General features: G+C 67.5%; 23 protein-coding genes. 18 read left to right on the forward strand and 5 right to left on the reverse strand.

Annotation, left to right across the window (positions count from 1 at the left end):
• The first annotated feature begins 212 nt into the window (after window positions 1-212).
• From GNX96_RS33445 to GNX96_RS33460, 4 genes are all read left to right on the forward strand, one after another.
• Complete coding sequence (locus tag GNX96_RS33445; RefSeq protein ID WP_163571934.1) at window positions 213-452, forward strand: hypothetical protein; 240 nt, start codon at window positions 213-215, stop codon at window positions 450-452.
• A 460-nt stretch (window positions 453-912) separates the two neighbouring features.
• Window positions 913-1,209 carry a hypothetical protein gene (locus GNX96_RS33450; RefSeq protein ID WP_163571935.1) on the forward strand — a complete coding sequence of 99 codons (297 nt, stop codon included), beginning with the start codon at window positions 913-915 and terminating at the stop codon, window positions 1,207-1,209.
• 190 nt (window positions 1,210-1,399) lie between these two features.
• Window positions 1,400-1,618 carry a hypothetical protein gene (locus tag GNX96_RS33455; protein ID WP_163571936.1) on the forward strand — a complete coding sequence of 73 codons (219 nt, stop codon included), beginning with the start codon at window positions 1,400-1,402 and terminating at the stop codon, window positions 1,616-1,618.
• Between the two features lie 305 nt (window positions 1,619-1,923).
• Window positions 1,924-2,232, forward strand: coding sequence for a hypothetical protein (locus GNX96_RS33460; RefSeq protein WP_279582159.1), 309 nt, complete (start codon window positions 1,924-1,926; stop codon window positions 2,230-2,232).
• 49 nt (window positions 2,233-2,281) lie between these two features.
• Here the strand turns inward: GNX96_RS33460 and GNX96_RS65440 are convergent, their stop codons facing one another.
• Window positions 2,282-2,611 carry a winged helix-turn-helix transcriptional regulator gene (locus tag GNX96_RS65440; RefSeq protein ID WP_163571938.1) on the reverse strand — a complete coding sequence of 110 codons (330 nt, stop codon included), beginning with the start codon at window positions 2,609-2,611 and terminating at the stop codon, window positions 2,282-2,284.
• Between the two features lie 442 nt (window positions 2,612-3,053).
• On the opposite strand from GNX96_RS65440, the gene GNX96_RS33470 reads away from it, so the two are divergent.
• From GNX96_RS33470 to GNX96_RS33535, 14 genes are all read left to right on the forward strand, one after another.
• The gene (locus GNX96_RS33470; protein ID WP_163571939.1) at window positions 3,054-3,593 is read left to right on the forward strand and encodes a hypothetical protein; all 540 of its coding nucleotides are present in this window, start codon (window positions 3,054-3,056) and stop codon (window positions 3,591-3,593) included.
• 847 nt (window positions 3,594-4,440) lie between these two features.
• A complete protein-coding gene (locus GNX96_RS33475; RefSeq protein ID WP_163571940.1) occupies window positions 4,441-5,259 on the forward strand; it encodes an SAF domain-containing protein in 819 nt (272 codons plus the stop codon).
• Window positions 5,256-6,242 (forward strand): MinD/ParA family ATP-binding protein, encoded by a 987-nt coding sequence (locus GNX96_RS33480; protein ID WP_163571941.1) that lies wholly within the window; start codon window positions 5,256-5,258, stop codon window positions 6,240-6,242. The genes GNX96_RS33475 and GNX96_RS33480 overlap by 4 nt, the downstream gene beginning before the upstream one ends.
• Window positions 6,239-6,811, forward strand: coding sequence for a hypothetical protein (locus GNX96_RS33485; RefSeq protein ID WP_163571942.1), 573 nt, complete (start codon window positions 6,239-6,241; stop codon window positions 6,809-6,811). The genes GNX96_RS33480 and GNX96_RS33485 overlap by 4 nt, the downstream gene beginning before the upstream one ends.
• Before the next feature lie 79 nt (window positions 6,812-6,890).
• Window positions 6,891-7,697 (forward strand): CpaF/VirB11 family protein, encoded by an 807-nt coding sequence (locus GNX96_RS33490; protein WP_163571943.1) that lies wholly within the window; start codon window positions 6,891-6,893, stop codon window positions 7,695-7,697.
• Window positions 7,698-7,703: 6 nt separating this feature from the next.
• Entirely contained in the window at window positions 7,704-8,840 is a 1,137-nt protein-coding gene (locus GNX96_RS33495; protein WP_163571944.1) for a type II secretion system F family protein, read from the forward strand.
• Between the two features lie 45 nt (window positions 8,841-8,885).
• A complete protein-coding gene (locus GNX96_RS33500) occupies window positions 8,886-9,614 on the forward strand; it encodes a hypothetical protein (protein ID WP_163571945.1) in 729 nt (242 codons plus the stop codon).
• Window positions 9,615-9,711: 97 nt separating this feature from the next.
• Complete coding sequence (locus GNX96_RS33505) at window positions 9,712-9,948, forward strand: hypothetical protein (protein WP_163571946.1); 237 nt, start codon at window positions 9,712-9,714, stop codon at window positions 9,946-9,948.
• Between the two features lie 4 nt (window positions 9,949-9,952).
• Complete coding sequence (locus GNX96_RS33510) at window positions 9,953-10,378, forward strand: TadE/TadG family type IV pilus assembly protein (RefSeq protein WP_163571947.1); 426 nt, start codon at window positions 9,953-9,955, stop codon at window positions 10,376-10,378.
• Window positions 10,378-10,839: a TadE/TadG family type IV pilus assembly protein gene (locus tag GNX96_RS33515; RefSeq protein WP_163571948.1), complete on the forward strand. Its 462-nt coding sequence runs from the start codon at window positions 10,378-10,380 to the stop codon at window positions 10,837-10,839. The genes GNX96_RS33510 and GNX96_RS33515 overlap by 1 nt, the downstream gene beginning before the upstream one ends.
• Window positions 10,836-11,228 carry a pilus assembly protein TadG-related protein gene (locus GNX96_RS33520; RefSeq protein ID WP_163571949.1) on the forward strand — a complete coding sequence of 131 codons (393 nt, stop codon included), beginning with the start codon at window positions 10,836-10,838 and terminating at the stop codon, window positions 11,226-11,228. The genes GNX96_RS33515 and GNX96_RS33520 overlap by 4 nt, the downstream gene beginning before the upstream one ends.
• Window positions 11,225-11,374 (forward strand): hypothetical protein, encoded by a 150-nt coding sequence (locus tag GNX96_RS33525; protein WP_163571950.1) that lies wholly within the window; start codon window positions 11,225-11,227, stop codon window positions 11,372-11,374. The genes GNX96_RS33520 and GNX96_RS33525 overlap by 4 nt, the downstream gene beginning before the upstream one ends.
• Complete coding sequence (locus GNX96_RS33530) at window positions 11,374-12,753, forward strand: LysM peptidoglycan-binding domain-containing protein (RefSeq protein WP_163571951.1); 1,380 nt, start codon at window positions 11,374-11,376, stop codon at window positions 12,751-12,753. Before GNX96_RS33525 ends, GNX96_RS33530 begins: the two co-directional genes overlap by 1 nt.
• Window positions 12,754-12,764: 11 nt before the next feature.
• The gene (locus tag GNX96_RS33535; protein ID WP_163571952.1) at window positions 12,765-14,462 is read left to right on the forward strand and encodes a hypothetical protein; all 1,698 of its coding nucleotides are present in this window, start codon (window positions 12,765-12,767) and stop codon (window positions 14,460-14,462) included.
• Window positions 14,463-14,806: 344 nt separating this feature from the next.
• Here the strand turns inward: GNX96_RS33535 and GNX96_RS33540 are convergent, their stop codons facing one another.
• The 4 genes from GNX96_RS33540 to GNX96_RS33555 all read right to left on the reverse strand — a co-directional run bounded on the left by GNX96_RS33540 (window position 14,807) and on the right by GNX96_RS33555 (window position 18,760).
• Window positions 14,807-16,438: a DUF3560 domain-containing protein gene (locus GNX96_RS33540; RefSeq protein WP_163571953.1), complete on the reverse strand. Its 1,632-nt coding sequence runs from the start codon at window positions 16,436-16,438 to the stop codon at window positions 14,807-14,809.
• A gap of 6 nt (window positions 16,439-16,444) precedes the next feature.
• Entirely contained in the window at window positions 16,445-16,954 is a 510-nt protein-coding gene (locus tag GNX96_RS33545; RefSeq protein ID WP_163571954.1) for a helix-turn-helix transcriptional regulator, read from the reverse strand.
• A gap of 378 nt (window positions 16,955-17,332) precedes the next feature.
• A complete protein-coding gene (locus GNX96_RS33550) occupies window positions 17,333-18,406 on the reverse strand; it encodes a hypothetical protein (RefSeq protein WP_163571955.1) in 1,074 nt (357 codons plus the stop codon).
• Between the two features lie 75 nt (window positions 18,407-18,481).
• Window positions 18,482-18,760 carry a hypothetical protein gene (locus tag GNX96_RS33555; protein ID WP_163571956.1) on the reverse strand — a complete coding sequence of 93 codons (279 nt, stop codon included), beginning with the start codon at window positions 18,758-18,760 and terminating at the stop codon, window positions 18,482-18,484.
• Between the last annotated feature and the right edge of the window lie 704 nt (window positions 18,761-19,464).

The following is a 19,464-nucleotide window of genomic DNA, read 5'->3' on the forward strand; positions in this document are numbered from 1 at the left end:
GTGCCCACCCGCCTCCAACGATGCGTCTCGCCGCCCAGCCGAGCCCAGAACCCGTCTGAGACCACAGCCGAGAACGCGAGCGAGGGCGTGATCCAGGACGTGTATCGGGTCGCGTTTGTTCTTCACGGATGGGTTCAGCAGTCACCTGCACGCCGCGGCCGGCCGGTCGATGACCGTCCGAAGCCGCGTCCCCGGACACGGAAGGTATCGGGGTGACCGCCACAATGCCGGCCGAACCAACAGCGGCGGCGGATTCAGCGCCGATCGAGGGTGCGCGCGGTGAGTGCGCCTCGTGTAGGACGCCGATCGTCTACCGGGCAGCGCACGACGCGTGGGAGCACGTGATCGTGCGCCTCGAACCCGCGCGCGTGGGCGTGGAGATGCCGGTGTTCAGCGGTGCGCATCTGGCGACGGCACACGACGATGACGCGGTACGGAGCGAACTGCGGTGAGTACTGAGCCCGGCACGCGCGAGCAGCCGCTTACAGTCACGTCGGCGGCGCGGACGGTAGCCGATCAACCGCGATTGTTCTATTTGTGGCGCGTCAATGACATTAGCGGCGTCTCAGGGCGTGGCCTGGTGTCGTGGGGTGTGGAGTGGCCGAACGGTCGCGCCACCACGCAATGGAACGGGCCTCGCAGCGGTATCTGGCAAACCAGCGAATGGGACCGCACCGAGGACATTATCGCCGTGCACGGCCACGACGGTGCAACGAGGCTCCTTTACCTGCCTCGTCCCGGCGTCTGCGAGCACTGTCTCACCATCGCCGGCTCACCACCTTCACTTCCGTGAGGTCGCAGCAGTGGCGGAAATCATTCGTGCTCAGCGATGAAGCGGGGCGGTCAGGTTGAGCGCGGGGGAAGTCGTATTGATTTCCTCCAAACCTGATCCAAACGTGTCCACTCAGGGGGATGATTTTTGTGGCGCATACGCATGAACTCGACTGGCCGTTGAGCGGCGAGGGTGTCCGGGCTGTATTTACGCAGCTTGCCGCGAAGGGACGATCACCGCTGCCATCCACTGAGCCCGATCAAATAGCTTTTTGGCAATGGTTATCAGATTTGCGCGGGAGAGCTAAGAAGCTCGGTATCGAATGGTCGCCATGTGACGGCGGGGCATCCACAGAAGAGGATGTCGAGACCAGCGACGTCCAGCGGCAACTGGAAGCGATTCTCGACATGACGCCGATGCCATCGCCGAGCGAGTAGCACGGATGAACGGCCGGACGCCTCCCACGGCAACCAAGCCACGCCCTCAAGTACGGCCTTGAAAGCCACTGGCCGCGGCTGCGCCGGACGGCTCAGCATCACCCGTAGCCGGGATCGCGACGTTTGGCACCAGATCGGTGCAGGACTCGCATCGTCAGCCGCACGGCTGACGCCAGTCAGGTAGGTGAATATGACGAGCCACAGCGGACCAATGCTCAATGTGCGACAACAAGTTGTGCAGGCGAAGAGGGATGCAACCATAGCTGTCGAGGCGGCGCGACGCTCAGGCGACCAGCGCAAAGTTGATCACTTCGTCGGCAAGGCGCTGGCGTTCCAAGCGATCCTCGACATTATCGAGATCGAGATCGAACCCGAGATCAGTACTTCGCTATTCGCTACTCCAAAGTGACGTGCACGTGCTCACAGTAAATGGGCTGGACCATCACCGACTGCCGCTGTTTCTCGCTTCTGTCATTGAAATCTCTGCCCTACTCGTGTCACCAAGGCGACATAAAGCAAGCTCCCGGCTCCGATCCCACGGCGGCGGCGCGAGCCGTGGAGTGACCTTTGACGGAATGGGCTCATGTTTCCACAAGTTCAGAGGTGGAGCGGATGGAGGGAATCAATTCGGTCATGGGTGAACGGTCAGTCAATGTCTGGGTGGCTTGGGCCCTGCTCCGGTGTGGATCCTGCGATAAGCGTCTCCTTCCGGTGGTGGGGTCGGCCCCTCGCCAGTACGCCTGCGGCTGTGTGGCGGGTCGCGGTGGGATCGACGCCACCACAGTCGAGGGCCGGGTGGTCGCAGCGGCGCTGGAGGCCACGATCGACGACATTCGGCAGGCCGTTGGCGAGGACGATCTCGACGAGGATGGGATCCGAGATCATTGGGCGGGCGCGGATCCTGGCAAACTCCGCCGGTTGGTGAGCACGATTCTGGAGGCCGCTATCGTGATCCACGACGAGGCAGGCGCGATCGAGTACGTCTGGAAGTCGCCTTCCAATGAGCCAGAGGGCTGCAACTGAACTGATCTCACTGGAATGCGGAGCCGTCCGGACTGCAGGAGTTTGCTGGTCAGGCGGACGGAGGAAACATCGGGTGCCGCGCTAGCCAGTCATCAACGAACCCACCCACCTCTTCGATGAATTCAGTACCCAGTGGGGTGAGGGCATACTGATGTCCTCGAGCCGCAGGTCCGGGCCGTCTTTCGATGAGAGCTTCCTGGTGTAGTGCACGCAACGTCTTGCTGCACATTCTCTCGGAGATGTGTGGCTCGGCTCGGTCGTGTAGTGCCTCGATCAGCTCCGTGAAGGTCAGCGGACCATTGTCCAGGGCGCGAAGAATGACCGGCGCCCAAGTGCGATTCAAAATCGCTCCGACACCGCGAACACGCTCACGGTCCATGATTGGCTCCACCCCTGCGGCTCCGACTGTAGATTCGTCCGCTTTGTACCGACATCTGCCACTCTACAGAAAAGTCTTCCCGCGACCTCTGGGTTTTCTTGAAGATTTGATTATCGTCGGTCTGGTCAGCAAGATTTTTTCCTGATCGCACGCATGGTGGGTACCTGCGACATTGCGTTCCAAAATATGACAGCGCGCATTGTTGATCGCGCATCCTTGTCGGAGCGCTGTGGCCTTCGCGCAGGTTAGCCACCTCGGCGCCGCATTGAGCCGCGGCGCGGTTCCGTCACTGACTGTAGCTGCACGTGCACCCCGCCGACGGCCCTCGGGGTCCGGACGCGCAGGTCCGGACCCCGATGTTCTTGTCTCACCATGTGTGACCGGTGTAATCAAGATCGTTAGGCGGTAACCCGGGGTGCGGCGGAGCGGTAGAGGGGCGTGCGTGGTGACGGCGGCGCAGATCATGGCCAGAACGGTGACGGCAGCGGCTGCCGTGGTCGTCCTCGTGGGGTGCAATGCCTCGCCCGCGCAGCCTGACCACCCAAAGCCGGCGAGCCCGCGCGAGACGGCCCGGCAGGCGGCCGAGAGGAGTGCCCTGGCCGCCTACCGGGACATGTGGGCTGCGATTGCAGCGGCAGGCCTGTCGTCGAACGCGGCGGATCCGACCTTGGCAAAGTATGCCGCCGACCCCGCGCTTGGGGTGATCACCAAAAAATTAGCCAGTGATAAGAACTCTGGACGGGTAACACGCGGAACATATGCCACCAACCCGGTGGTCACCTCTGTTGCTCCTCTGACTGCACCGACGAAGGTGGATTTGCGAGACTGTTTTGACGATACGCGATGGCTCCGATACCGGAAGGACACTGGGAAACTCGACGACACACCTGGCGGTCGGCACCGCACAACAGCGGTAGTCCAGGATCTCGGCGGCTGGCGGGTGACGAGCTTCGCCCTGGACGACCAAGTCGGCTCATGCTGAAACGCGCGATCCTCATTCTAATCTGCGCTCTCTTCGTTGCGCTGCCGTCGGGAGCTGCGTACGCGGGTGGGTCTGGCGGCCTTGGATGTTCCGATAGTGGGGCAGCCGGATGTCGCGTAACGGCAGGAACGCCAGGCGATCAGGCGCACGGAGGTCGGACCGGTCAAGGCTCGTCGGGAGGCAGCGGCTCAGGATCATCCGCAGGCGGTGCGACGAATGGCGTGAGGTGCGTACCGGCAGCCGGCGGCCCGCCGGTGTGCCTGGCGAATATGGCCGGTCAGGGCGGACCAGGCGGTGGGACGCCGGTACCCCTGCCGGTAGTGGCAGCACAGTTGGGTGCACAGGCGGCGGCGAATCTGCGGCTGCCAAAACTCGGAATTGTGACGAGCCCGCCGGTAGCCGCTCGCCAGCTGGTCTCGGTACCTACCTGGATGTGGGTCACAACCGCGTCGTGGTCGTCTCAGTCAGCGACAGCTGCCGTGCCGGGGTTCAGCGTGACCGCTGTCGCGACGCCACAGGTGGCTCGATGGGGAATGGGTGACGGCGTCGCGGTGACATGCCGTGGTCCGGGTACACCGTGGCGGGGGCGGGGACCGATCCTCGCCGATCATCGCCTACGTGCGGGCACACGTATCTACACGCCTCGAACGCCGCCGCTGGTGGAGCTTTTATTGCGTCCGCGACAGTCTCGTGGCGCGTGACGTGGAGGAGCTCGGACGGCACGTTGTCGGGAGTCGGGCCGCCGTTGACGACCAACGCGTCGGTGCGACTGGTCGTGTCGGAGGCACCGGTCCTGAACGGATAGCCGCATCCGGTTGGTCGAGATCTGGAAGAAGGGGACGTAGCGATGGCGGTACGGGACGGGCCGACGTACAGCCCGGTCGGGATGACGGCCGGGCCGCAGGCTAATGGCCGGCCACCGCGACGCCCGGGGTGGCGGCGGCAGCTGCCATGGCTGCTGGTTGGCGTGCTGGTGATCACGCTCGGCGTGGTTGGCACGGCGATCCTGGTCAGCGCGAGCAACCAACGGCAGCCGGTGTTGGCCGCGGCCCGCGACCTCCCGGCCGGCCACGCGATCGCGGCGGAGGACCTGCGGATCATCCAGATCGCCACCGACGCCGGTGTTCCCCTCATTCCTGCGAGCCATCGGGCCACCGTGATCGGTTCGCGGCTGGCCGTGGCCGTACAGGCGGGCGCACCGTTCACCACCCGCCAGATCGGTGCCCCCGCGTGGCCGGCGGCCCGTCAGGGCGTGGTGGGCGTCGCTGTCGAGGCGGGCCGCTACCCATCGGGGATTGCGCCAGGGGATCACGTCGCGGTGCTGTTGGACCCGCAGCAGCAGACTGGTGGCTCTGTCGATCCTGCAGCGTCGAGTCCGGCGACCGGCCCGAGCGGGTCAACGAGCGGTGCCGCGTCAGGCCCGCAGGCACGGGAGCGGGTCGACGCGACTGTGATCGCGGTGACGGGGACGGACACCGTTCCCGGTGCTCCGGCGGCCGGGCAGGACGGTGGGGGTGGTGCGGCGGCGGGCTGGTGGTGCGGTCGTGGAGTTGCAGACCTCCGAGGACGGCGCGGTGCTGGTGGCCTCCGCGCCGGGAGTTCGGCTGATCGCCGTCGCCGGAGACGGGGGCTGAGGCATGCCCTGGTGGTGTGTGTTGTTCGGTGACGGGCGCGCCGGGAGTCACCTCGGCGGCGCTGGCGGTGGCCGCCCTCTGGCCGGCTGACCAGGACGTACTGCTGGTCGAGGCCGATGCTTCCGGTGGTGATCTGGTACCGCGATTGACGCTGCGCCCGGAGCACGGCATCACATCCCTCGCCACAGCCACGCGGCACGGCGTCGCGACGGCCGGACTGTCCACGCACGCGCAGCCGGTGCGGATCGGTGGCCGCCTGATCGGGGTCGTTGCCGCGCCGGTCGGGATGCGCGAGGCGCACAGCGCCGTCGGAGCGGCCGTGGCCAGCGGTGTCCTCGCGCTTACCCGCGATGCGGCGGTCATCACGGACTTGGGACGTCTCCAGGCTCCGGACCTCCGTCGCGACACCACACGACCACAGGCCGCTGGCGTCGAGTCCGGCCAGTCGTCCTGGCAGCTGCTACGGGAAGCCGACCTGGTCCTGCTGGTGACCGCGGCGCGGGCCGATGCGCTCAGCCACGTCGACGCACTGCGAGAAGACCTTCTCAGCGCGGCCGGTAGTCGGCTTCGCCTGTTGGTGATCGACGACGGCCCGTACGGGGCGAGGGAGATCGCCGATGCTGTCGCCTGCCCTGTCGCTGGAATGATCCCGCATGATCCGCGCGGGGTGGTACTGCTGCGCCCGAATGGCCCCAACACCCTCGTGCGTACGCGGCTTGGTCGCGCGGTACGCCAGTTGGTCCGTGGCATCTCCGATGACCTCGCAGCCAAGTACGTCGTTCAACCGACGGCAGCGCGGGAACCGCAGGCCGCCGGTGCGGTGGTCGCATCGGTGGCGCCGCAGGGATCGGCATTGGACGCTGTGCCGTCGCACGCACCCTATGCATCCCCGTATCCGGATCCACCAGTTCATAGTCTGCCCACCGCACAGGCTCCCTTTATCCCGATTTCTTCGGCGCCGCCGTCCGTGGCGGGCGCGACTGGTGAGGTGCCGTTGATGTGGAAGACGCCGTGACTGGCCCGACCGCGCTCCCACCGGGGTTCGGTGGGGAGCAACCTGCGGTCAACGGGCATGCGGTCACCGAGGTCTCCGGCGGGCACGGAGATCCGCGTGCGGGCGCTGTCGGCCGCGCCGTCGTCCCACTGAGCGCGTCTACTCAGGTGGCGCCGCCGGAGGTGACCGGACGGATGCGGGCCTGGGTGTCCGAGCGGATCAGCGAGCGCACGGACGAGACCGGAGAGGCGTTGTCCGAACAGGACCGCTTGAAGCTGGTCACTGAGCTGTTGCCGCAAGCGTGCGAGGTGGAAGTACGGCGGGCGATGCGGGCCGGCACCTCGGCGATGAGCCACGCAACGGAGGAGGCGGCCAAGCGCGCGGTCCGTGACCGGCTGCTGGGATTGGGTGAGTTCGAGAAGTACATGGCCGATCCGCGGGTGGAGAACATCAGCGCGAACGGCTACGACAACGTGTGGCTCAGGTACGCCGACGGCAGCAAGGCCCGGGGCGCCAGTCGCGGACAGCGACGCCGACCTGATCGCGCTGATACAGGAGGCGGCGGCACGAGCTGGCCGCGACGGCGGTGAGGAGCGGCGCTGGGACCCCTCGTCCCCGGAGCTGCGGCTGCAGCTTCCCGCCGGGCAGCGGCTGGAAGCGGTCGGCTGGGTGGCGCGTCGTCCATCGGTGGCGATCCGGTGTTTCCGGCTGTTGAACACCACTCTGGCGGACCTGCAAGCTTTGGGCACTGTCGACGCGTGTATCCGCAGCCTGCTCGCGGCGGCGGTGCGCGGCCGGAAGAACATTCTCGTGTCCGGCGGCCAGGCGGTCGGCAAGACAACCTTCGTGCGCGCACTGACCGCGGAGATGTCGCCGGACGATCGGCTCGGCGTCATCGAGGACGTCTTCGAACTCGACCTCGACCTGGACGAGGAACGGCATCCGGACGCGATCGCGTTCCAGGCTCGCGACTCGACCGCCGAGGGCGTGGCCGCGGTCGAGATCCAGGAGTTGCTGCGCTGGGGCCTGCGCATGCACATCGACCGCCTGCTGGTCGGCGAGGCGAGAGGTTTTGAGGTGGTGTCGATGCTCCTGGCGATGAGCCAGGGATGGGACGGATCAATCGGCACCATCCATGCCCGCACCAGTCAGGACGCCCTGACCCGGCTGGTGGTCTACGCCCAGCTCGGGCCCGCGGGCGGGGCGATGGCACCTACCGCGGTGATGTTGACCGGTACCGCGGCGCCGTTGGTGGTGCACCTGGCGTTCACCAGTGGATCCCCTCGGCGGCGGGTGGTGTCCTCCATCAGGGAGGTCACCGGCGTGGACGAGGCCGGACAGGTGGTCTCCAACGAGCTGTTCGCTCCCGGTCCGGACCGCCGGGCCTGTCCGGCGTACCCGCCGTCGCAGCAAACCTATGACGAACTGGTCGAGGCCGGGTTCGACCCGCGGACGCTCGCTGTGCCGGGGCGGTGACCGGATATGGGCGGCGACCAGCTTTCCGGTTCGGTGACGACGTGGCTGGTGGTGGCTTGTGGCGCGGTCGTCGGGATCGGCGCGCTGCTGGTGTTGGTCGCGCTGGCTCGGCGCCCGCGCGAGACGGTCGAAGCGCCCGGCGACGATGACGACCTCGCCCCTGGTGCCGTCGATGGCCAACCGGGTGCCGGTAGGGGAGCGCGGGGCCGCTGGTCGGTTGTCGCGGCGGTCGGAGCGGCGGTGGCCGGGTGGCTGATCACCGGCTGGCCGGTCGCCGGCCCGTTGGCGGCACTGACCGTGTGGTTCTGGCCGCTGATGGTCGGCGGCACCCGCCAGCACGAGGAGCGGGTCACACGGTCGGACGCGATCGCGACGTGGACGGGACACCTGGTCGGCTCGGTCCGCGCGGCCAGCGGCCTGCAGCAGGCGCTGGTGCGGTCCGCGCCGCTCGCGCCGGCCGCGATCGCCCCGGTCGTACGCCGCCTGGCTGCCCGACTGCGTGCCGGTCAACGTACGCAGGAGGCGCTGCGGCACGCCCAAACCGATCTGGACGACGCGACCGGTGATCTGGTGATGATCGCGCTGGGTATGGCAGCTCAGCACGCCGACGGGCTGGCGGACTGTCTGGAGGAGATCCGTGTCGTCGCCCGCGATGACGCCGACCTGCGCCGGGACACCCACGCGAACCGGGCCCGCGCCCGCACAGCGGTGCGGGTGGTGTTGGGCTCGTCGGCGGCGATGGTCGCGATCATGCTGTTCGCGTTCCCCAGCTACCTCACCGCCTACCGCAGCGTTGCCGGACAGCTGGCGTTGGTGGTGATCGCCGCCGGTTACGCGGCGTGTCTGTGGTGGATTCGCCGGGTCGCCGACATCCCCGACGAGCCACGCATCCTGGTCAGCGGGCCCACCCCAGGGTCCGGCGGTCAGCGCGCGGCGCGGCGACTGGACGAGGTGACGCCGATGGTCGCCTGGTCGCAGGCTCTCGGCGTCCCAGCTATCCCCCTCCTAGCCGCCGCGGTGGGCGGGACAGGTCCCGACCGCGACAACCGCGATCGTGGTCGCGTGTGGGTACGGGGCACTGATCGGGGTGGGTGTCCTGCTGGTTGTGCGGGGTGTGTGGCGGCGCCGTCCGCCGCTGGTTGACGTGATCGCCGCGGCGACCGGCACTACCGCACCGACCCGCGGCTGGTGGGACGACGACGGCTGGTTGACGCGATTCGCCACCAGTCTGCGGCTGCTCGGTCCGGCCGTGAGAGCGGACTTACGACTGCTGAGGCGGCCTGTCCGTACGCACCTGGGGGCCGCTGCGCGCTGACGGCTGCCGGGTGCGCGCTCGGCGCGGCCGTCCTGTGTGTCCTGGCCGCGGCACCCCTGCTCGTCACCGCCGCGGTAGCCGGTATCGCCGCGGTCGGCGGCGTCTGGTGGACCGGCCGCCAGGTGACCGCGGCAGCGACCGGGCAGCGCGACGGTCTGCGGCACGCACTGTCGGTGTGGCTGGATCTGGTCGCGATGGCAACCCGCGGCGCCGCCGGTGTCGAACAGTCCGTCGAGCGTGCCAGCGCCCACATCCGCGGCGAGTCGGCCGACCAGATCCGGGACGCGGTGATCAAAGCCCGCAACCAAGGCGTCGCGCAATGGCGCATGATCCGCGCACTCGGTGAGCGCACCGGGGTCCTGGCCTGCATCGACGTGGCCGCGATCCTCGAACTGGGAACCACCGACGGCGCCCGCGTCCAAACCGCGCTGCGCGACCAGGCCGCGACCCTGCGGCGGACCCGCCGCGCGGCGGCCAAAGAACGGGTCACGGCCGCCACCGAACGCATCTGGGTCCCCGCCTCGATCATGACCATCTGGGTCCTCGCGCTGGCGATCTATCCCGCCCTCACCCAGTTCACCACCACCGGGATCTCACCATGACCAGTGACGACCAACCGCCCGCGTCCGGCGCCCGAAGGCAGGCTCTACGACGAATCGGCGCAGCCACGGGCGACAGCGGAAGAAACGGGATTGAGCCATGACCACCACATTTCTGAGGAAAACCAGGGCGCGATGCGCCGCCGCGCTCGCATGGGCGCAGGCTGCCGTGCTGGCCTGGATCACCACGCTCCGAGCCCGCGACCCAGAGGCCGGCGACACCACCCAAACGGCCATCCTGACCGTCATCGGTGCCGGCACCGCCCTCCTGATCGCACTGGCCATCAGGGCATGGGTCACCGGCAACCTGAAGTTCCCGTCCATCGGCGGAGGCTGAGCCGGTGCCCCCGCCGACGTGGGCCGGCCGCGGCTTGTCGAGCGAGGAGGGTTCGATCGTCGTGCAGTGGGCGATCGTCGTCCCGTTGGCGCTGCTGGTCGCGATCGGGATCGTCCAGGTCGGCCTTTACCAGCGTGGGCAACAGATCGCGGACGTGACTGCCAGCCACGCCCTCGTAGCGGCCCGCCTCCTGGGTGGCACCCCGGCCGATGGCATCGCGGCCGGAAACGCCGCGGCTACGCAGATCGGCGGCGGTTCAGTGCGCGACGTACGGGTCACCATTACCCAAAACGCCGACACCGTGAACGTCACCGTGCAGGCCCGTGTCCTCGCCCTGCTACCCGGTCCCCTCGCCATTGTGCGGGCGCAAGCCGTCGGACCCCGCGAACGGTACGTCGCGGCCAGTCCCACTCTGCAGATAGCGCATTGATGGCCACCCAACCCGCCCAGCTACGCGCCCACCACGCAGGCAAGGACGGCTCCAGCTCGGAGGACGGCTCGGCCGCCGCCGAGATGGCCGTACTGATGCTGGTGTTCGTCGTCGTGCTCCTCGGAGCGGTCCTCGCCGTCGGCCGCGCCGGGTCCGCCGGACACGTCGTGCAGTCCGCCGCCCAAGCTGCCGCCCCCGCCGCGACCTTGACCCGTACAGTTTCCGCCGCCCGCGGCCAAGCCACCGCGCTCGCTGACCAAACCCTGAACCAACGCGGAAAACTGTGCGCGAGCAGGCAGGTGCAGGTCGACCTGGCCAACTTCCGCCCAGGCGGCACGGTCCGCGTCCGCATCTCTTGCACCATCCAGCTGGCCGACCTGAGCCTGCCCGGCGTCCCAGGCACGGCCACATTCCAGGCCAGCTCCGTCAGCGGCGTTGACGTGTTCAGGACAGTCGGATGAAGCCCAACTCCTCGCTGGCACGTCGTGGGGCGGCCCGGGCCCGATCCAAGCGACCCGAGCTCGCCGTTAACAACGCCCCCAACCTTCCTGGCATAGGCGTCCACAACCGTGCGCTGTGGGCACAGGACGACGGACAGATCAGCCCGCTGATCGCCGTTCTTTCCCTCGGCATCATCATCTTCATCGGCTTCCTCTGGGAGTCCTCGATCACCATCAACGCCCAGGACCGCGCCCTGGGCGTCGCCGAATCCGCCGCCCGCGCCGGCGCCCAGCAGATCTCGCTGGCGAAGCTGCGCGGCGGCAACCGCGTCCTGACCCTCGACCCGACCGCCGCGCGCGCACCGCCGCATACCAATTCCTCCGCAGCTCCAACGCACAGGGAACCGTGACCGCCACGACCTCGCAGGTGTCGGTCACCGTGGTGGTGACCACCCACACCCGGTTCCTGCAGTTCACCGGACTGGTCGGCGACGCCATCACGGCCACCGCGACAGCCCGCCCCTACGTCGTCCCCCTTCCGGGAGGCGCAGGGTAATGACGCAGAGGCAGTGGGAGCCGACTTTCCTCACCGGACTGGGACGCGTTGTGCGGGCGATCCTCGCCGCCGCGGTCCTGATCACGCTGGTCATCGCCCCGCCGTGGCTCCTGCTGACCCTGACTAGTGTTCCCCTCCCCGACCACGCGATCGGCTGGGACGACATCGTGGCGTGGAACAGCTACCTGTCCGTCTCCACCCTCGTCCTGCGAGCCGCCACCTGCATAGGCTGGGTCAGCTGGGCTGCCCTCGCCAGCTACATCATCGCGACCTCCATCCGCGACGGCGCTGACCAACTCCGCGCGATTCGGACTCACGACCACAGCCCACGCGGCAACACCGGCGGCCCACTACGGGCCGCGATCTCCGGCCTGGTCGGCCTCATCATCGCCGGGCTGATGACCCGCGCCGCTCTCGCCTCAGACCCGAGCGCCACTGTCGAGTTGCTGCGCGACCGACCAGCAGTGACCGCGCCGCCCGCCCCAACGAACACGGGCCGCGGACCCGTCAACGCCGCCGCCGCGACGGCCGCACCACAGGACCAGGCAGACAGCACTAATGGTGGGTGGTACGAGGTTCACAAAGGCGACAACCTCTCGAAAATCGCGAAGAAAAGATACGGGAAACCCCGGCTCTGGACCAAAATCTGGCAGGCGAACCGGGGACACCGGCAACCAGAAGGCAACGTCTTCCTGAACCCCAACCACATCGAGCCGCACTGGCGACTCTGGATCCCCGGTCGCACTGCCAAGGCGGCGACATCCGGACAGCCCGGCGTCGCGGCCCTCCCTGCGCTGCCGCCCACAACAGACCACTCACCCGCGACCAAACCCTCAGCGAGCACGTCGCTACGCGGCGCGGCGTCGCCACACGCCCCCCCCGCGTCGGCACCGCAGGAATCCACCGGCAGCCACGATTCACCGCCTCATCCCGCGACACCGGCAGCCAATCGACCGGCCGACACGGGCATGGTCGACCTGCCCGGTGGCGGGTGGCTCACCCTCGCCGCAGCCGGCGCGCTCAGCGCGGCACTCGCCCTCGCCTACCGCCGCCGCCGCCGATCGGTGCACTACCGCAACGTCGACACCACCACCGGCGAAGCCACGACCCCGCTTGTCCGGGCACTGCACCAAACCCAGCGGGGACGCTGCGCTGGTCCGCGCCCACATCACCCGCACACCAACCCAAACCCGCGGCAGCGGCTCAACCCGCTCTTCCGTTCGCGGTCCGCGCGAGCGGCCAGCTCGTCGGTCTCGAGTACACCCCTGTACTACAGCTTCGCGGTCCAGGTGCTCGGGCCGCCGCGCGAGCGATCATTGCCATCACCGCCGCGACCGGTAACCCCCATGACTCCTCCGGCGGCGCGGACCTCGCACTGACCAACGCGACCTTGACTGACCTCTTTGCCCCCAATCTCGCTGACGCCTGGAACGACCGCGCCGAGAGTGTCCGTCTGGGCATCGGTGACATGAGACTCTGGCCGACCGCTGAGCAGCTCGTGGACTGGCTAGAAGAAGTGCTAATCACCCGCCGCCGCACAACGTTCTCCACCCCTACAACGGCGCCAACAGCAGTAACCTCGCGGACAACGCGCTACCTGATCGCTCTCGTCGACACACCCACCACCCGCGATCCGCGGCTCGCGGCCATTCTGCGCGAATCCGCCCGCCGCGACCTGGGCATCATCGGAGTCCTCCTCGACGACCACCCGGATCCGCGCGCCTGCCACGTCGACTCCGACGGCAACCTCACTATCACCGCCAACGGCCCCACCCTGCTCGACGGCGCCCGGGCCAGCACACTGCCACCCCAGCATCTGGCCGACCTGCTCCACCAACTCACTGATACGCCAGTCTCGGCGGAACAACAAGACGGCGCCGTCCAAACCAACATCCCGGCCTGTCCGGCTTTTCCCCGTACCCCAGATCTCGCCGGCGATCAGTCCAGCCAGCATCCGCGGCCGGCAGGCAACGACTCCGCGCAAGACCAAGCAAGCAAGGCTGCCGGCAGCCACTCTCCTTCACGATCGGCACCGCCGCTGTCGACTCAGCTCACCACGAACGCAACGCAGAAAGAGGCACACCACGACCATGACCTGGACGTGATCTCCGCCGAGTTGCCGGACTTACCAATAAAAGCCCCCCCGCCTGTGTTGCGATCGACGACATCTCCCGACATCGATCGGCCGAGCATGGCCAAAACTACGCCATCGAACGTCGCCGCACAGATTGTCGCGCCAACTCCCCTTTCGAACCCGTCAGGTACGGCATCGACGCTCGAACACGACGCGACCGCGACGGACGAACGGCCATCTGCGGACCCGCCAACCGCGTTGCGTCTACGTGTCCTAGGTCGGCTCGATGTCCGCGACACCACCGGGGAGCCGGTATTTGTCACTGGTAAAGCCGCCGAACTGCTCGTCCTGCTCGCCGTCTATCCCGACGGCGTGCGGCTCGGCGACCTGCTCACAACCCTCTGGCCCGACCACCCACGCAACAGCGCCCGCAACAACCTGTCCACATTGCTGCGACGCACCCGCCGCCAACTCTCCACGCCCGCGTCTGGATGCGGCGACGACGCAGCGGCCGGAACAGGCATCGTCCACAGCGAACTCGGCTACCGGCTCGACTCCCAGCTGTGGGCGGTCGACCTGTGGGAGATTCACCGGCTGCTCGCCGACGCCGCTGCGAGTACCAACAACGCTGATGCCGCCAACCGCGCCCTGCAGCTCTACCGTGGCCGCTTGGACACCGGTGACACCAGTCCAGAATGGTTACCCGAACTCGACCAGCACCTCACTTCCACCCTCGTCGGCCAGTTCGGACGGCTCGCCGAGCGATACCTGGCCGCTGACCACGACCTCGCTGCAGCCATCGCCCGAACACTGATCGACGTCACGCCAGAAAACGAATCCCTCTATCAACTGCTCCTGCGCGCCCACGCCGGCAAACCGGCAGCACTTCGCGGCGTGCGCGACCTGCTGACCGCCAGGATGAACGATCTTGGCGTTGTTCCGTCCCGCGAGAGCATCGCCCTCGCCGACAACCTCTACGCCGACGCCGCAAACCCCGTGCCAACTCATCGATAATGACGCTAGCTCTTCCCGCGCCAAGCCAACCGCCGCAGCAAGTAATCGCCGAACCGCGGTGAGCGTCGTCTTGGCCACGAACAATCGCCAGTCACGAACAGCCGCGGCGCGGCCGGTCACGAACGAGCCCTGGCTGTCCGTCGATTTGTTAGTCCCACCAGATTCGGATCTCGTACGGGTCCCGACCGACCTCCGTTCCATCCCAAACTTTCCGATCGTTGGGGTCATCCGGAACCGGGAACTGTTGGACGCTGATCTCATCCGCAGACATTGCGCGCGCGCCCATGCGGTGACATCGCGGGCGTAATGGATGCGCGCTTGCTGGGTGAGCTTGGTTCCGGGATTTACGGTCTTATCGTTTGCTTTGAGGAACCGTTTCGTCCAGAACGGCACGGTGACGTTGCCGGTGAAGACGGCGGATCCTGTGCGGCTTGCGGGTAGGTGGACAGCCACCGGTGCGTTTGCAGCCATTCCTCTTCGCCGTCCCGCAGTCGGACGCCGATCCAGGTGCCGCTTTCGTGGCGGTTGAGGGGATCGCTGATGGAGTCGACGGGGCCGGCGAACCGTCTGTGGAGTATGCGTGCGTTGCCAGTGAGGTCCCAGATGCCTTTGATGAGGTCACCGGATCGCAGCTGGTCGACGCGCCGGTCCACCGCCGGGGTGTCAGGGAGCCGCCAGTCCGGTGTGAGGTCGACAGCCGGCAGGGACTCAGTGACGTCAGGGATGGGTTCCCCTGCGGTGAGGCGTTTGTAGGCGCCCAGGTATGTGGAGGCGAGGGCCGCGGCGCGGCGTACGTCGAGGGTGGCGCGTTCAGGGTGGAACGCGGCGAGTTCGGCGTCGGCGGCGTCCAAGTCGAGGCCGTGGACGAGGCGCTGTGCCCATCGGACGTGGCGCGTCGTGTCGGAGTATGCGTTGGACGGTACCGACGCCGCGGCGAGCAGGTGCTCCCACCGGGCGACGCGCACGGCAAGTTCGACCGGCCACGGTTGGCCGTGCGGGGTGTCCCATTGCTGGCCATCCCGGCGTAGACCGGTGATGCGGTCCATCTCTACCAGCTGGCATTGGTCGCGGTTGTCCACGCGGACCGTTTTCTTGTTGACCCGGGACACCGAGCGCCACTCCCAGCCGCGCACACACACCTGGTCGCCGGGCTGGAAGTCGGCCGTCGTCCATGCGACGAACACTCCGGCGTCGGCCATCGCGCCAAGCACGGTGTGTTGATGCGTGATGTCGTCGGCCAGTCGATCGATCTTGTCCTGCGTACGCTGGCGCGCGTCGCCGCTGGCGCTCTGCAGGGCGAGGTGGCGTTCCAGGATGCGTTTGTTGGATTCGAGCTGTTGGATTCGTCGCATGATCGCCGGGCCGGCGTGTTTGGCGGCTTCGTTGGCCGCGGCGCCGTGTGCGCGAGCAGCCAGTTTGGAGGCGTATTCGGCTTCGCTGCTGGCGGTGGTCATCGCGGCATCGATATGCGCCTGGTCGCGGCGAGCGCGGGTTTCGCTGTGATGCCCAACCAAGATCGGCTGGCCGAGCGGAATGAGGTCTGTGATTCGCTGAGCGCGGTCCTCGGCGCGTGAGCTGCGCGCGGTGGCGCGGTCGGCGCGATCGCGGAGCCGGTCGGCATGGGCGGCGATGCGTTCGCCGCGGTCAGCCTCGCGGTCCGCAGCCGCGCGCCACGTGTTGTCGATGTCGACCTGAACGGCGAACCCGGCTCGTTCGAGCGCGTACTTGAGCGCGTTGATCTTCGGTTCGTTGGCGTTCTTGTCCCGGCTGAGCCGCAGGTAGATTCCGACATCGCGGCTGTAGCGAAACCCTTGCTCGCGTGCGATTTCCCATACTCCGTCTCCCTTACCGGAGCCCTCGACTCGGGTTCCGGTCGCGTGCGAATGGGTGATCTGGATGACGGGTGGATCGGGGTGGGGGTTGTGGTGGTCTGGCGGCGGGGTGTCGTGGCGGCTGCTGCCGCAGTGGTCGGGCATGGGGTTTCACCGTTCTGTTTGATCGCGGGAGGATGTTGGGTCGTCGGCGTTGCGTTCGTGAGGGACGGGCGATCGCGGGCGGCCGGTGCTGTGGGTGGTGGCTCGGGTGTCGGCGTAGTGCCAGGCTGTTTTGCGTAGCCAGCGGCGGCGTGATCCGCCGTTGGAGGTCGGTTCGCAGTCGTCAGCGAGCATCAGCAGGTCCGGTTGGATGCTGCGTGGGCCGTGGTAGCCCAGGACACGGGCGAGTTCGGTGGATTCGATGAGGTCATCGGGGTCGCCGGTGCGATCGACCGGGGTCAGGCGAGCGCGTTTGGCTGCCTGGTGGGCGTGCCACCAGACGCGGATGTCCTCGGCGTCCCACCAGTGCGAGCGGTCATCGACCGGGAGGTGCATGGGGAAATGGGTGTGGCTACGGCGGTAGCGCCAGTAGGACACGGTGCCTGGGGAGACGCCGAGGCGTTCAGCTACACCGTCACGGTCCAACAGCAGCCGGCCGGCGACCGTTCTTTGGGCCATGTCCGTCTCCTGACGTGGAAATGGTTAGTACGTACGGGGTGCTTCCGCATGTGCCCTGTGTCCGTAAGATCGACAGCACGCCTTTCGTGCTTTGTCGGCTTTCGCGTTCGCGTTGGGCCGCGTGGGAGCGCGTGGGTGAGGTGGCCGAGGCGGTTTGCGGCGCCCTTTTGAGGGCGTTCCGCCCCGGCCACCGTCCATCACGAACTCCCGAGCTGGCCTGAGGTGCGAGAGGTCAGCCGACGGGGACCGGCCGCAATACGGTGGTGTCGCCGTCCGTAGCGCCAGTTGCCTTAGATCGGGTGTCGGCGGGATTGCCTGGGCGGCCGTTGGTGACAACTGGGTTCGAGACCGACGCCAGGTGAGGCAGGGCTGGCTCGCTCAAGATGCGGACGGAGGGCCGCCTGGTGTTGACGCGCGCGTGGTCATCGGTCGGTCGGGTGACAGGGTTTCGAGCAGGTCTCGACGGACAGTGCGGGCATGGCTGCCCGAAGCGTGGGCATGGTCGGCCATTTCCTGCCCGGTCGGGATGTGCCCGTGGGCGACATGTGCGCGGAAGTACGCCCGCATCAGGTCGGCCTTGACCGTTCTCTCCTCGCAGTCTGGATCCGTGTCGTCCAGCTCGCTGGCATCCTCGTCCGGACCGGCATCCTGCGGCACCGACCGCATCTGTTCAGCATGCCAACGCAAAACGGCGCGGCGATGAGCGGCCCGGCGCTGGTCGGTATGGCGGCGGTCGGCGGTCAGCAGCGCCCGTAGATGCGCGACCAGCGCCAACATCACCGGTGGGAGCGCGGCGGCTGCCATCGCGATCCACGACCAGACACCGTTGACGCCGGCGGTGAGGGTCAGCTGGTGATAGGCGGCGTTCGCGCCGACGGATGCGGCCATCGCGCCGAGCGCGCAGCGGCGGGCGAACGTCAAAATTGGGTCGGTCTGTTCCCGATCCACCTTTTCCCAGTCGTCCGCGAACTTGCTGGGATATTCGTTACCGTCCTCGTCGGCCATCCAGTCCATGTCCGGATCGGCTCGTGGGCTCCGGGACTGCCATACACCAGTGGTCGTGACCAGGAAAACGTCGACAGCGATAGGCAGCAGCCACGCCAGCTGGACATGCAGACCGAACAGGTTGAGGGAGCCGGTCATGCCGACGATCTCGGCCATGTGCGACCAGGCTGTCCAGGAGATCGTGCCGGAAGTCAGGCCGACAGTCAGGATTCCAACGTTAGTCCAGAAATTGCTGTGTCCGACTGATTCGAAGCCCGGGTCGCCGTTTACCGCGGCAGCGTGCGTCGGGATATGTGTCGTCGGCCCGTTGTCTGCTCGGCCGCGTCGTGGTGGGCGGTCCTCGACCAGCCTGGACGGCGGATCGGCGATGTCTGGAGGAAGGGGGGTGGCGCTCTCTACGGTGTCGGTTCGTGGCGAGTCGCGGACCTTGTCCTGCAGGGTGGTCATGGCGGATGGCCTTTCTCTGTAGCGAAGTTGGGGTCCGGATCGACCGGACAGCGGGATTTGGATCTTCGCTTTCGTCTATTGCCTTGTGGTTCCGTTCGGGCAGTCGTAGTGGTGGGCGGGGTCGCCGTTGAATTCGAACGGGCGCAGGACAGGGTCGGGGCGGTCGAGATAGTCGCCGAGATCAGCGAAACTGGCCACGTCCGCCACCGGCACCACGCCGGCACATTGCGGGCACTCCTGCAGGAGGCACCATGCCGTCAAAGGCGCGGAGCTGGAGGGAATGAACCGCCATTCCTTGCCGGCGACCGGATCGGTGAGCACGACCAGCGTGCCCGGATTGACCGGACAGTCCATCCATATCGGCGGTCGGGGTCATCGATCACGACGATGGCGGCGACCGGCGTATCGAACGCCACGGCCACCTGCCGCGCGATGGCCGTGCGCTGCTGCCACAGCTGCCAGTTCTCCCTGCGACGCGCGAAACCCGGATCCGTCGCCCGGGCGACCATAGCCGCCTGGATCGCCCGGCCGGCCAGTCCATTGAGACCGGTTAGATGATCCGTACCACCTGCGATGACCGGTGGCAGTTCGGTGTTGCTCACGGCGGTGTCTACTTTCTCTTCACTCATAGGACAAAGATGATGAGGAGCGGTCGGGGCAGTGCGGCCAGATGGCGGCGCCGCGCACCGTGTCGAGCTCTGCCTCCGCCCACTTGAGGCGGTCAAAGGCGGCGTATGTCCGCGGCTGGCGTTGTCTTCCAGCACGTAGCGTGCAGCGGCGGACGCGGCTGAATCGACGTGGACATGCGTATTTCTCCTCCGCGTTCGTATTTCCGTCTGACGACCGAGAAGACCAGGTTGTGCAAAGGTGGCGGCGGCCTGTCTCCCCCTCGCAGTCAGGCCACCGCCGGTCTGTGTCTCCGGCCACAACGAAACTCTTGCGCGCTGATGAAGAGCGCACCTCGCTCGACGAAGTTCCGGGCCTGAGGTGGCGCTCTCGCGCTCGCTCATCGGTTGCCGCTGTCTTCGTGTAGGCGTCGGTTCCGGCGCTATGGCGGC

Source organism: Fodinicola feengrottensis (assembly GCF_010993775.1).
Lineage (GTDB): Bacteria > Actinomycetota > Actinomycetes > Mycobacteriales > HKI-0501 > Fodinicola > Fodinicola feengrottensis.

Bases quoted from the DNA above. Each gene is read 5' to 3' on its own strand.
- GNX96_RS33515 (WP_163571948.1), top strand. From the start codon at position 10,378: ATGGCCACCCAACCCGCCCAGCTACGCGCCCACCACGCAGGCAAGGAC.
- GNX96_RS33545 (WP_163571954.1), bottom strand. From the start codon at position 16,954: ATGGCCCAAAGAACGGTCGCCGGCCGGCTGCTGTTGGACCGTGACGGT.
- GNX96_RS33455 (WP_163571936.1), top strand. From the start codon at position 1,400: ATGACGAGCCACAGCGGACCAATGCTCAATGTGCGACAACAAGTTGTG.
- GNX96_RS33550 (WP_163571955.1), bottom strand. From the start codon at position 18,406: ATGACCACCCTGCAGGACAAGGTCCGCGACTCGCCACGAACCGACACC.
- GNX96_RS33540 (WP_163571953.1), bottom strand. From the start codon at position 16,438: ATGCCCGACCACTGCGGCAGCAGCCGCCACGACACCCCGCCGCCAGAC.
- GNX96_RS33555 (WP_163571956.1), bottom strand. From the start codon at position 18,760: ATGGACTGTCCGGTCAATCCGGGCACGCTGGTCGTGCTCACCGATCCG.
- GNX96_RS33520 (WP_163571949.1), top strand. From the start codon at position 10,836: ATGAAGCCCAACTCCTCGCTGGCACGTCGTGGGGCGGCCCGGGCCCGA.
- GNX96_RS65440 (WP_163571938.1), bottom strand. From the start codon at position 2,611: ATGGACCGTGAGCGTGTTCGCGGTGTCGGAGCGATTTTGAATCGCACT.
- GNX96_RS33505 (WP_163571946.1), top strand. From the start codon at position 9,712: ATGACCACCACATTTCTGAGGAAAACCAGGGCGCGATGCGCCGCCGCG.
- GNX96_RS33530 (WP_163571951.1), top strand. From the start codon at position 11,374: ATGACGCAGAGGCAGTGGGAGCCGACTTTCCTCACCGGACTGGGACGC.
- GNX96_RS33475 (WP_163571940.1), top strand. From the start codon at position 4,441: ATGGCGGTACGGGACGGGCCGACGTACAGCCCGGTCGGGATGACGGCC.
- GNX96_RS33450 (WP_163571935.1), top strand. From the start codon at position 913: ATGATTTTTGTGGCGCATACGCATGAACTCGACTGGCCGTTGAGCGGC.
- GNX96_RS33495 (WP_163571944.1), top strand. From the start codon at position 7,704: ATGGGCGGCGACCAGCTTTCCGGTTCGGTGACGACGTGGCTGGTGGTG.